This window comes from Bradyrhizobium sp. (genome assembly GCF_035273305.1).
Taxonomy (GTDB): Bacteria; Pseudomonadota; Alphaproteobacteria; order Rhizobiales; family Xanthobacteraceae; genus Bradyrhizobium.
Genome location: NZ_DATEPI010000035.1, coordinates 1 through 12,708 on the forward strand (window position 1 = coordinate 1; position 12,708 = coordinate 12,708).

General features: G+C 61.0%; 10 protein-coding genes. 2 read left to right on the forward strand and 8 right to left on the reverse strand.

What is annotated here, in order from left to right; genetic code table 11:
- Positions 1 to 414: carboxyl transferase domain-containing protein (locus tag VJV58_RS02370; protein ID WP_324135727.1), on the forward strand; the 414-nt coding region annotated here is incomplete at its 5' end.
- Positions 411 to 2,387, forward strand: a complete 1,977-nt coding sequence (locus VJV58_RS02375) for an acetyl-CoA carboxylase biotin carboxylase subunit (RefSeq protein WP_324135728.1) — start codon at positions 411 to 413, stop codon at positions 2,385 to 2,387. The genes VJV58_RS02370 and VJV58_RS02375, both read left to right, overlap by 4 nt.
- Before the next feature lie 112 nt (positions 2,388 to 2,499).
- On the opposite strand, the gene VJV58_RS02380 is transcribed toward VJV58_RS02375, so the two are convergent.
- The 8 genes from VJV58_RS02380 to VJV58_RS02415 form a co-directional block, all read right to left on the reverse strand.
- Positions 2,500 to 3,492 (reverse strand): dipeptide ABC transporter ATP-binding protein, encoded by a 993-nt coding sequence (locus VJV58_RS02380; protein WP_324135729.1) that lies wholly within the window; start codon positions 3,490 to 3,492, stop codon positions 2,500 to 2,502.
- Positions 3,489 to 4,502: an ABC transporter ATP-binding protein gene (locus VJV58_RS02385; protein WP_324135730.1), complete on the reverse strand. Its 1,014-nt coding sequence runs from the start codon at positions 4,500 to 4,502 to the stop codon at positions 3,489 to 3,491. The genes VJV58_RS02380 and VJV58_RS02385 overlap by 4 nt, the downstream gene beginning before the upstream one ends.
- Positions 4,502 to 5,395 carry an ABC transporter permease gene (locus VJV58_RS02390; RefSeq protein ID WP_324135731.1) on the reverse strand — a complete coding sequence of 298 codons (894 nt, stop codon included), beginning with the start codon at positions 5,393 to 5,395 and terminating at the stop codon, positions 4,502 to 4,504. Before VJV58_RS02390 ends, VJV58_RS02385 begins: the two co-directional genes overlap by 1 nt.
- A gap of 9 nt (positions 5,396 to 5,404) precedes the next feature.
- The gene (locus tag VJV58_RS02395; RefSeq protein ID WP_324135732.1) at positions 5,405 to 6,352 is read right to left on the reverse strand and encodes an ABC transporter permease; all 948 of its coding nucleotides are present in this window, start codon (positions 6,350 to 6,352) and stop codon (positions 5,405 to 5,407) included.
- Between the two features lie 115 nt (positions 6,353 to 6,467).
- Positions 6,468 to 8,063: an ABC transporter substrate-binding protein gene (locus VJV58_RS02400; protein WP_324135733.1), complete on the reverse strand. Its 1,596-nt coding sequence runs from the start codon at positions 8,061 to 8,063 to the stop codon at positions 6,468 to 6,470.
- Positions 8,064 to 8,234: 171 nt separating this feature from the next.
- On the reverse strand, positions 8,235 to 9,158 hold the full coding sequence (locus tag VJV58_RS02405) for a 3-keto-5-aminohexanoate cleavage protein (RefSeq protein WP_324135734.1): 924 nt from the start codon (positions 9,156 to 9,158) through the stop codon (positions 8,235 to 8,237).
- A gap of 34 nt (positions 9,159 to 9,192) precedes the next feature.
- Complete coding sequence (locus VJV58_RS02410) at positions 9,193 to 10,134, reverse strand: 3-hydroxyacyl-CoA dehydrogenase (protein ID WP_324135735.1); 942 nt, start codon at positions 10,132 to 10,134, stop codon at positions 9,193 to 9,195.
- 19 nt (positions 10,135 to 10,153) lie between these two features.
- Positions 10,154 to 12,673, reverse strand: a complete 2,520-nt coding sequence (locus VJV58_RS02415) for a branched-chain amino acid ABC transporter ATP-binding protein/permease (protein WP_324135736.1) — start codon at positions 12,671 to 12,673, stop codon at positions 10,154 to 10,156.
- Positions 12,674 to 12,708 lie beyond the last annotated feature (35 nt).

The window sequence follows — 12,708 nt, forward strand, 5'->3', positions numbered from 1 at the left end:
ACCAGCGCCACAGTGCCTCAGATCACCATTTACTGCGGCGCCTCCTTTGGCGCCGGCAATTATGGGATGTGCGGGCGTGGCTTTCATCCGCGGTTCTGTTTCTCGTGGCCGAATGCCAAGACCGCCGTGATGGGCGGCGAACAAGCCGCTGAAACCATGGCGATCGTGTCCGAAGCCGCGGCGATCAGGCGGGGCAAGCCGATCGACAAGGACAAGCTCGATGCGATGAAAGCGCAGATCATCGGCGTGTTCGACGGGCAGATGGATGTATTTTCCACCAGTGCGCGCCTGCTCGATGATGGCGTTATCGATCCGCGCGACACCCGCGCGATCCTGCAGGAGGTGCTGGCGATCTGTCGGGAAGCAGAAGCGCGCACGCCGCAACGGATGCAGTTTTCGGTGGCCCGGCCATGAGCGGGCGGAGGACGCGCACACTGTTCCACAAAATCCTGATCGCCAATCGGGGCGAGATCGCGCGTCGGATCGCGCGTACCGCGCGTCGGCTCGGCTATGGCGTGGTCGCGGTCTATTCCGATGCCGACGCCGGTGCGCTTCACGTCCGCGAGGCGGATCAGGCCGTTCGCATTGGCGAGGCGCCGCCTTCGCAATCCTATCTGAATGCCGAGGCGATCATCGATGCCGCAAAATCAAGCGGTGCCGATGCGGTTCACCCCGGCTATGGGTTCCTCGCCGAGAATGAAGGCTTCGCGCAAGCCTGCCTCGATGCCGGCCTGATATTCATCGGGCCTTCGCCAAAGGCCATTGCCGCCATGGGCAACAAGGCTCGCGCCAAGGAGATCATGCTGGCAGCCGGCGTGCCCTGCGTACCCGGTTATCAGGGTAGCGATCAAAGCGAGTCCACGATGCTCGCCGAGGCCAACAGGATTGGCTTTCCGGTGATGATAAAGGCGGCCGCTGGCGGCGGTGGGCGCGGCATGCGCCTGGTGACGGACGCCACAGCGTTTGCTGGTTCGCTCCGATCGGCGCGCTCCGAGGCGCAAAGCGCGTTCGGCGATCCGGCCATGATCCTGGAGCGGGCGATCATCAATCCTAGGCATATCGAAATCCAGGTGTTTGGAGATTGCTTCGGCCATGCGGTTCATCTTGGCGAGCGCGACTGTTCGGTGCAGCGGCGGCACCAGAAGCTGATCGAGGAGGCGCCGTCGCCGGCAGTATCGCCGGAGCTACGCGCGCGGATGGGCGCGGTCGCGGTGAGCGCCCTCAAAGCGCTGGGCTATGAAGGCGCGGGCACCCTGGAATTCTTGCTCGATACCGACGGCGAATTCTATTTCATGGAAATGAACACGCGCCTGCAGGTCGAGCACCCCGTCACCGAGGCGATCACTGGACTCGATCTGGTCGAGCTGCAGTTGCGTGTCGCGCATGGCGAACCGCTTGGCTTGCAGCAAGACGACATCCGGCTTTCCGGCCATGCCATCGAAGTGCGGCTGTGCGCTGAAGACGCCGCACGTGATTTCATGCCTCAATCGGGAAAAATCGAACTGTGGCAGAGTCCGGATGGAGTTCGGGTGGAGCACGCGCTCGAATCCGGGGTTGAGATTTCGCCATTTTACGATTCCATGATCGCCAAGATCATCGCCTCTGGCGCGACCCGAGAGCAGGCGAGGAGCAGGTTGATCTGCGCTCTCGAGCAGACCGCAGCTTTCGGCCTGACCACCAATCAGGCGTTCCTGATGTCATGCCTGCGGCATCCCGCCTTTGCGAGCGGCGATGCGACCACGGCTTTTGTCGAGAAGTACCGCGAGACATTGCCGGGACCCCGCAAGCCGACGCCATCGGAAGTGGCGCTCGCCGCGCTGTTGCTATACGTGACCAATCCCTACCGGCCGCCGTGGCGTGGCGGACGAACGCTGGCTGCAACATTTCCGATGCCGAGCCGCATCGAGCTCGATGGCCACATCCATGATCTGGAAATCCTGCGAGAGCGCGACGGCGGCTATGTCGCAAGTCTCGCAGGTAGCGATCATGGATTCGAGATCGACGAAGTCGACCGCGACAGCATTCGCTTTCGCGTCAACGGGGTAACCCAATCTGCCAAGTTTCTTCGCGACCGCGATCGGCTCTTCATCCTGCACCGTGGCGTCACGCTATCGGTTCATGACCTGACGCTGGCCGGACCAGGCGTGGCGACTGCGACGGGCAGCGATGGCAAAGTGCGCGCCGCCATGACGGGCCGCGTGGTCGCGATCTTGGTCAAGCCGGGTGAGATCGTTTCGGCTGGTCAGGCGGTGATGATGCTGGAAGCGATGAAAATGGAGCACGTGCACACTGCGCCCATCGCGGGCATCGTTTCCGCGATCGACGTCAGCGAGGGCGAGCAGGTCACGATCGGAAAAATTGCGGTCGAGATCGAGGCGGCCGCTTGAACGGCATAACGCCTATCGGCCGGAACCTTTTCGCTCGCAACGGAAGTGTTGGCTTATTCTTCTGACGCGTTTTCTTGACGCGAACCGGCGTCCACTTCGCTCGAAAACGCCGCTAGGCAGGGCGCCCCGTTCCTCCATTCAGGAAGCAGGCGACCTGATGCTGGCCGTCGATCGCTACCAGCGGCGGCCTTTCGAGCTTGCATCGCTCCATCACGTATTTGCAGCGGGTATGGAATGCGCATCCCGACGGCGGATTGATCGGGCTCGGCACGTCGCCCTCGATCATCGGCGCAAGGCGTTTTGCTTTGGGGTCCGCGACGGGAACGGAGGCCAGCAAAGCCTGCGTGTAGGGATGGCGCGGGTTGCCGAACAGCTCGGCCTTGTCAGCAAGTTCGACCACGCGTCCCAGATACATCACCGCGACGCGGTGACTGATATGAGCAACCACGGCAAGATCGTGCGCGATAAACAGATAAGAAAAGTGGTGTTTGCGCTGCAGATCGATCAACAGATTGATCACCTGGGCCTGGATCGAAACATCCAGCGCGGAGACCGGCTCATCGCACACGATCAAGTCAGGCCCGAGCGCGAGCGCGCGAGCGATGCAAATCCGCTGGCGCTGGCCACCTGAGAACTGGTGCGGATAGTTGTGCATCTGATCCGCCCGCAGCCCGACCTGCTGGAACAGCTCGGCCACCCGTTCACGTTTTTTCCTTCCTGCGGCGAGACCATGCACGCTCAACGGCTCGCCGACAATGTCGCCAGCGGTCATTCGCGGATTAAGCGAGGCAAACGGGTCTTGGAAGATAATCTGCATCGAGCGACGGTTCGGGCGTAGCTCCGCCTTGCCGAGATGTGTGATGTCCTTGCCATTGAGTCGGATGCTGCCGCCGGTCGGCTCGATCAGTCGCAGGATGCTGCGCGCCACAGTTGATTTGCCGCAACCGGATTCGCCGACCAGCCCCAGTGTTTCTCCCACGCCTACCGTGAAGCTGACGCCATCCACGGCATGCACGGTTCCGACAGCGCGGCGCAGGATTCCGCTTCGCACCGGATAGTGCTTTTTCAGGTCGGATATCTCGAGCAAGACTCGCGGCTCGCTCATGACGGCCCCTTCATTTCCGCCGCGCGCCAGCACGCCGCCAGATGATCAGTGCCCCAGTTTTCCAACGGCGGATATTCCTCGTGACAGCGTGCAAGCGCGAATTCGCAGCGGGGCGCGAACGCGCAACCCTTCGGCAGTTTGGTCAGGGAAGGCACCATGCCCGGAATCTCGACCAAGCGGACATCCGGATTGGCGCCCGCCGATGGTACGGTGGGAATCGAGGCCATCAAGCCGCGGGTGTAAGGGTGCCTTGGGTTGGCGAACAGGGTTTGCACATCCGCCTCCTCGACCTTCTTGCCGGCATACATCACGATCACGCGCTGCGCGGTCTGCGCCACCACGCCGAGATCGTGCGTGATCAGGATCAATCCCATGCCGATCTGCCTTTGCAGATCGAGCATCAAGGCCAGGATTTGGGCCTGGATCGTGACATCGAGCGCGGTGGTCGGCTCATCCGCAATCAACAGGGCCGGCCGGCAGGCAAGCGCCATCGCGATCATCGCGCGCTGGCGCATTCCCCCCGACAGCTGATGCGGATATTCGAGCGCCCGTCGCTCCGGCACGGGGATCCGCACCAGCCGCAGCATTTGGACCGCCTGTTTCCACGCTTCCTTTCGATCCATCTGCCGGTGCAGGCGGACCGCCTCGGTGATCTGGTCGCCGATCCGCATCACCGGATTGAGCGAGGTCATCGGCTCCTGGAAGATCATCGAAATGCGATTGCCACGGATTTCGCGCATCTTCATTTCATCGAGGCCGAGCAGGTCGGTGCCTTCGAGCATGATCGAGCCGCCGACGATTCTGCCAGGAGGATCGGGCACCAGCCGCAAGATCGACAACGCGGTCACGCTCTTGCCGCAACCTGACTCGCCCACGATCGCCAGAGTTTCACCGCGGCGGACGCTGAATGAAACGTCATCGACTGCCCTGAACAACCCGGAATTCGTGAAGAACACCGTCTGCAGGCCATTGACGTCGAGAACCGTCTGTTCGGTTTGCGATCCCTTCATCAGCCTCGCTGCCTGGGATCGAGAATGTCGCGAAGCGCGTCGCCGAACAGGTTCGTTCCGAACACCGCAAGGCTGATCGCGATCCCGGGAAAGATCACGAGCCACGGTGCGGTGCGAACATATTCCGCGGCCGACTCGGACAACATGCGTCCCCATGATGGATACGGCTCGGGAATCCCGAGCCCCAGAAACGAAAGTGAAGCCTCGGTGAGTATCGTGGAGCCGAGCTGCGCAGTCGCCAGCACGATCAAGGGCGCGAGCGTATTGGGCAGAACATGCCGAAGGGCAATGCGCGTTTCGCTCATGCCGATCGATTTGGCGGCTTCCACAAAAGTCAGCTCCCGCAGCGCAAGGGTATTGGCGCGGATGACGCGCGCAACGGTCGGAATCAGCGGGATCGCGATCGCGATGATCACGTTGGGGAGCGAAGGTCCGAGAGCCGCGGTCATGATCAGCGCGAGCACCAGCAGCGGCAAGGCCTGCAAAATATCAGTCACGCGCTGGAACACCAGGTCGACCCATCCGGACAGATAGCCCGAGGTCAATCCGACGATCACGCCGATCGATGAGCCGAGCGCGGTCGAGCCGATGCCGACCGCGAGCGAAATGCGCGCCCCGTGAATGATCCGGCTCCAGACGTCGCGGCCGAACGAATCCGTTCCCATCCAGTGACGCGCATCGGGATGGGCGAGCGCGTGCGCCGAATCAACGCTGAGCGGATCGTACCGGCAGATCAGATCGGCGAAGATCGCGGCGAGCACGAACATCAGCATGAAAGACAAGCCGATGGTGCCAAGCACATGACGCTTGGCCAGAAATACGAACTTGCGCCAGCCTTGCGTCGCACTGGCGCCGGCTCGCCTCAGTTCGGCATCATAGTTGATCGCGTCCAAACGGTCCTCCTAATCCGAGTACCGGATCCGCGGGTCGAGCGCGGCATAGAGCATATCGACGGTGAAATTTGCGAACACCACAATGACTGCGATCAGCATCACCAGATTCTGCACGATCGGATAGTCGCGCCAGCGGATCGCCTCGACCAGGAAGCGGGCGACGCCCGGAATGTTGAAAACGGTTTCGGTGACGATCAACCCGCCGATCAGGAAGGCCGCCTCGATGCCAATGACGGTAATGACCGGCAGAATGGCGTTCTTCAGCGCGTGGTGAAAGTTGACGGATGCCTCGGATGCGCCTTTAGCGCGGGCGGTGCGGATATAATCCTGCCGCAGCACTTCCAGCATCGAGGAGCGGGTGATCCGCATTGTGAGCGCCGCGCTGCGGAAGCCCACCGCCATCGCCGGAACGCAATAGATTGCGAACGCCTCGGTCCAGGTTCTCGGGTTGGGGTTGAAGATCGGCATGGTCCCAAACATCGCAACGGATGCCATCAAAATCAGAAGGCCGAGCCAGAACGAGGGAAGCGATAGCCCGCTCAGGCTGACGACGCGCAATACGTAGTCGAGCCGCGTGCCCTGCTTGACCGCGCTGATAACGCCGAGCGGGATGCCGATTGACGCGGAGAACATCAGCGCCAGTCCTGCAAGCCTCGCCGTGATCGGAATCCGCGGCAGGATTTCATCCAGCGCGGGCTTTTCGGAAACGTAGGAATAACCGAGATCGCCGTGCAGCAGGCCGCCGATCCAATGCAGATATTGGGTGACGATCGATTGATCGAGCCCGAGTTCCCGCTCCAGGTTCGCCTTGTCGGCGGGATCGACATAGCCGGCCGCGGCGAACAGAATGTCGACGATGTTGCCGGGCACGATCCGCAACAGCACGAAAATGACGACGGATATCCCGAACAGGGTCACCAGCATCAGGACGAGGCGCCGGACGATATAGGCAAACACCTGGCTGCTCCTGTTACCGCGTATTCGGCAAGCATGAATACCGGTTTTGTGGTCGCGAAAGGCGCAGATTATCAGGTCGGCCGACGAGGCTTTTCATTCGCTTGCGGGGCGGATCTTACTTGTCCAGCCATACGTCTTCATAACGATAGCCGTTGTAGGAGCTGTTCACCATCACGGTGACGCCCTTCACATACGGCTGCCAGCAGGTACCGGTACGCGAGTGATAGATGATCGGTCTAGCGACGTCTTCCTGAAGCTTCTTATCGATCTCCCAGACCAGCTTCTTGCGCTTTTCGACATCCGTCTCCTGGGATTGCACGTCGAACATCTTCTCGATTTCCGGATTGCAGTAGTTGGTGTAATTGCGTTCAGACTTGCAGGAGTAGTTCTCGTAGAACGACTGGTCGGGATCGTCGACGGCGTTGCCCGTAAGATTGAGGCCGAGCGCATAATCCTTCCGCGCGATTTTCGGAAACCAGTTGGCCGTTTCGACCACGTCGAGATCAGCATCGATGTAGATGCTCTTGAGCTGATCGATCAGGATTACGGCGGGATCGCGGTAGACCGGAATGTTGCGCGTTGAAACCTTTACCGTGAGATGCTTGTCGGGACCGTAGCCAGCCTTCTGCATCAGCTTGCGGGCCTGCTCGCGGTTGGCGTTCACGTCGGGACCATAGCCCGGTATCGTCTCAAGCATTTCCTTTGGCATCGCCCATAGTCCCGCCGGCGCGGGCAGCATGGTGCCGCCGATATCCGCCTGCCCCTCGAACAGGATCGAGATGAACGCCTTGCGATCGAGTGCCAGCGCGAGGGCGCGGCGAATATCAAGATTGTCGAACGGCGGTGACGACGAATTGACGATGATGTTGGTGCTGACGTTGTTGGGTGCAACGACGCACACGGCCTTCGCGTCCTGGGTCTTGACGTCCTTGAGGAGTGGAATCGACACCTCGGTCGGGAACGTCATGTCGAACTTCCCGGCGACAAAGGCGAGAATGGCGGTCGAGCGATTAGGGATGATGGTGAACTCGATGCCGTCGAGATGCGGTAGGCCCTTTTTCCAGTAATCCGGGTTGCGGGTGAGCTTGATGGATTCGTTGGCCTTGAATTCAACGAACTTGAACGGACCGGTGCCGATCGGGTGGGTCCGCATTTCCGCCGGCGAAACATGGCATGGATAAATAGGCGTATAGCCTGATGCGAGCAGCGCCAACAGCGCCGGCTGAGGTCGCTTCAGGTTGAAGGCAACCTCGAAATCGCCCTTCGGGACGACGTCGACGACTTCCTCGTACCAGGACTTGCGCGGGTTCTTACGAAACTTCTGCTGCGATTTTCCCATCAGCATGTCGAAGGTGCATTTGACATCGTTCGCCGTAAACGGTTTGCCATCGTGCCACTTGACCCCTTGCCTCAGTTTGAAGCTCAGCGACTTTTTGTCGCTGCTCCATGCCCAACTCTCCGCGAGATCGGGAACGATCGATTCGATGCTGTTTTGAGGCACGTCCTGCTTGTAGATGACGAGGTTATTGAAAACGGGCATGAACGGGACGTTGGTCGAGTAGGTCGCCTCTTCATGGATCGAGGCGCTGCCGGGGCTGTCCCGATGGTAGATCCGGAAAATGCCGCCCTGCTTCTCCCCCGCCGCTTGCGCGACTCCGGTGACTGCCAGCGCCGATAGCGCGACGATGGCAAGCGCCTGAACGCTCCGCATGCTTTACCTCCCTCGATACTTTGGCCTCATCTCGGGCCGATTTTCCCAAACGATATCATGGCGAGGCACCGGCGCAACCGGCAACGGCGGCGTCGGTATTGGTACTTCGGACTAATGCGAATGTTAGCGACCGCCGATCCCAACGGTGCTGTTGAGCGGCTCGGGAGTCTGTCAGACTTCCAGCTTGTCGCCGCCCTTGAGATGCAGAATTTCGCGGGCTTCATCGGAGCTGGCGACTTCCAGGCCGAGACCCTCGATGATGTTGCGGGCGAGCTGCACTTGCTCGGCATTCGATGCTGCCATCCGGCCGGGTGCCGCCCAAAGCGAGTCTTCGAGCCCGACGCGGATGTTTCCGCCCATCGCCGCCGCCATCGCCGCAATCGGCAGTTGATTGCGGCCGGCGCCGAGCACCGACCACACCATCTTGTCGCCGAACAGTCGCTCAGCGGTGCGCTTCATGTGAAGCACGTCCTCCGGATGCGCGCCGGTGCCGCCCTGCAATCCAAAAACCGTCTGCACAAACAGTGGCGGTTTCACCATGCCCCGTTCCAGAAAGTAATTGAGATTATAGAGGTGGGCGGTGTCGTAACATTCGAACTCAAATCGGGTGCCGGTCTCCGACAGCGTCTTCAGCACGTATTCGATATCCTGGAATGTGTTCCGGAATACGATGTCCTTGTTCTCCAGATGCTTGCGCTCCCAGTCATGGTCGAACTTCTTGAATCGATTCAGCATGCCAAAGAACGCGAAGTTCATCGAGCCCATGTTGAGCGAAGCGACTTCAGGCTTGTAGACGGCGGCGGGACGAACGCGCTCGTCAACAGTCATGGTCGGCGCGCCGCCGGTGGTGAGATTGACCACGCAATTCGATCGCTGCTTGATGATCTTCAGAAACGGCGCAAAGGCTTCCGGGCTCTGGTCGGGCTGACCCGTCTTCGGATTGCGGGCATGCAGATGCACGATCGCTGCGCCGGCTTCAGCGGCATCGACGGCGGCATCGGCGATTTCCTGCGGCGTCACCGGCAGCGCCTTCGACATTGAAGGGGTATGGATCGCGCCGGTTACGGCGCAAGTGATGATTACTTTGCGGCTCATGATTTGCTCACTTTCTGCAGGTCGATATTTCCGATCATTTGCTTTGCGCTGCCTTGTGCGCGGCCAGCGCCGCAAGCCGCTCGTTGCGCCGCTGCGTCAGCATCGTTATGCGGTCCGTCGTCGGCCGATGCGGCCAATTGGCAATCACCCGGTCCACATTCGGGCTCTGGTACACTTCGGGACCCGCAGCGTTCGAGGCAAGTTCCTTGTAGAAGCCGGTGTAACGCCCGCAATAATCCGGTATGCCGCCGGGGGCATTCAGCTCGATCGTCTCGAATGGCCCAAGGAACGACCAGCGCAGTCCAAGGCCATCCTTTACAGTGTGGTCGAGATCCTCCGCCGAGATGTAACCTTCCCCGACCAGCCGGAAAGCTTCGGCCAGCAGCGCGCCCTGCAGCCGGTTCAGGACAAAGCCGTTGATCTCGCGATTGATTGTGACCGGCACCTGCCCGATTTCACGATAGATCTTGGTTGCGCGATCGATCGCCTCGGGCGAGGTCCACGGCGCCCCGCACAGCTCCACCAGCGGCACCAGATGCGGCGGGTTAACGGGATGACCGACCAGGCAACGCGAGCGGCCCGGCAGCGTTTCGGTGAAGCGCGATGCCACGATCGCCGATGTGGATGAAACCAGGAGCGCGCCGGGCGGCGCGAACTTATCGAGCTGCGCGAAGATCGCCCGTTTTTCTTCGACGATCTCCGGTCCGTTTTCCTGGACAAACTCAACATCGCTCACGGCCTGTTCAAGGCTGGTGGCAGTCGATATCCGGGCGGCAGCTCGATCCGGATCGTCGGCGAGACCATGATGGGCCAGTCCGTGCAATTCATCGCGGATCAGGGAGGGCGCGGCTTGGAGTGAGAGAATATGCGGATCGGTCAACCGCACGTTCCACCCTGCGCGGGCAAAGATCACGGCCCAGGCCCGACCAATCAGACCGGCGCCGACGATCGCCACATTACGTTCGCTGGTTGTCATTTGCTATTCTCACGAGTCCTCACAGCCAAAGCACCTTGCGGCGCAGATCGAGGTCCTCCCGCAAGGCTTTGGAGGGTCCCTGGTGAATGACCCGACCGCGCTCGAGCGCTACCGTCGTATCGGACAGGGCCAGCGCGAGGTCGAGGTTGTGATCGACGATGATAATGGCGATTTCCTTCCGCAGGCGATCGAACGTCTCGAACAACTGCTCGACCACATTCGGTGCAAGGCCCTCGAATGGTTCATCCAGCAGCAATACGCGCACATCGCCGGACAACGCGCGCGCAACGGCGACCATCTGCTGCTCGCCGCCGGAAAGATAATCCGCCGGACTGTCCAGGCGCTCGCGAATGCGCGGGAAATATTCGTAGATCCGCTCGCGCGTCCAGTGAACGCCATTGCCGGTCTGGCGCTTCAGGCCGCCGAGTTCGAGGTTGTGCTCGACGCTCATGCCCGCGAATAGCCCGCGCCCCTGCGGCACATAGCCGATACCGAGACGCGCCGCTTGCGCCGACGAAAGCCCTATTAATTCGCTCCCGGCGAGCTTGATCGACCCGTTCGACGCCGGCGCGATCCCGACCAGCGTCTTTAAAAGCGTGGATTTGCCGGCTCCATTGCGGCCCAGCAAAGCGATGATTTCGTTTTCATGCAGCGTGAAACTGACATCGTTTAGGATGTGGCTCTTGCCGTAAAAAGTCTCGATATGGCTCGCTGCCAGCAGCGAATTCAAGCGCGCGGCGGTCTCACGCGGTCGTGCGGCGATCTCGGTTGCGCCGGAGCCGATATACACTTCCTGCACCTTGGGGCTCGAGCGCGCATCCTCGACTGATCCGTCCAGCAGCACGCGGCCTTCGTTCATCACCGTGATCTGATCAGCGAGTTGAAACACCCGATCGATGTCGTGCTCGACCAACAGCACAGGCAGATCAGAGGAAATGCGTTTGATGATGGCGCCGATGCGTTCGCGCTCGGCGGCGGCGAGGCCTGCGAGCGGCTCGTCGAGCAGCAGCACGCGCGGCGCCGTGGCGAGCGCCACACCCATATCGAGCAGGCGCTGGCCGCCATATGACAGCATGCCTGCTTCGGCCTTTTCAATGCCGGCCAGGCCAAGATAGCGAATGACGGCATCAGTTTCGGAATTGATCGCTTGAATCGACAATGCGTTGGTAAAGGGATCAAACCGGCGGGGATGGCGCGCCTGCACCGCCAGACGAATGTTTTCGCCCACGGTCAGGGCAGGAAACAGATTGGTAATCTGGAACGAGCGGCCGATCCCGGCGCGCGCTATCTCCTCCGGCGTATGTCCGGCGATCGATTTTCCCATCAGCGATACGGTGCCCTCGTCGGGCGGGAACATGCCGGATAACAGGTTGAATGCCGTTGTCTTGCCGGCGCCGTTGGGACCGATCAGCGCGTGCAGCGTGCGGTCCGCGATCGAGATATCGATGCCTTGCACCGCGCGGATACCGCCAAAGCTCTTGACGATATGCCGCGCCGCAAGCACCGTGCGCTCGACGTGAGATTTCGGACGCAGGAATTCCGGCAGCGGCAGCACTTCGATGCGGCGCGCGGACATCGCGGCGTCTTCAACCATCTTCTTGCGGAAGGGCGCGATCAACCGCTGGCCTACTCCGACCAGGCCGGTCGGTGAGAACACGATGAACGCGACGAACACGAGGCCGAACCAGAACAGCCAGTTCTCGGTGTAGATGCCCAGAAATTCGCGAAACAAGATAAAGAACAACGCACCAAGCGCAGGGCCGAGGAAGCTGCGCATCCCGCCGATCACGACCATCGCCAGAAGATCACCCGAGAAGGAGACCGAAATCGGATCGGCCGAAGTCATGCGATTCTGGTAAAGCAGAAGGATCCCGGCGAGCCCGGTGATGGACGCTGACAAAACGAACGCGGTGAGCTTGTAGCGGTCGGTAGGATAACCAAGAAAGCGCGCACGCTGCTCGTTCTCGCGGATCGCCACCAATACGCTGCCGACGCTCGAGTTGTGGAAGCGCCATAGCAGCACGAGCACGGCAAACGCGATTGCCGCCACCAGCCAGTAATAGTCGGTCGAGGATTCCAGGTTAAACCCGAGTAGCGTCGGCCGCGTGATCCCGCCAAGCCCGTTCTCGCCGCCGGTGACTTCGGTCCAGCGAAACGATACCGCATAGAGCATCGCCGCCAACGCGAGCGTCAGCAAAGAAAAATACACGCCGCGACGACGCAGGATCAGATAGCCAAATGCCGTCGCAATCACGGCGACGATCAAAACGCCCGCAATGGTCGGGCCGAAAAACGAATCGTGCATGAGGTTGCGCTGAATTAGCGCCGCCGCATAGGCCGCAAGTCCAAACCACGCGCCGTGACCGAACGAGACCAGGCCGGTGTGACCGACCAGAATGTTCAGGGCCATGCAAGCCATCGCATAGACCACGACTTCGGTAGCCGAGGTCATGGTGAGCCCGAGCGCGAGCAGCAGCGGCGGCAGCACCAGAAGGCCGAGTGCCGCGATCAGCAGCGGAGCGGGAAATCGTCGCCACATCACCGCTGTCTCACTCGAACCGCATGATGCGCTAG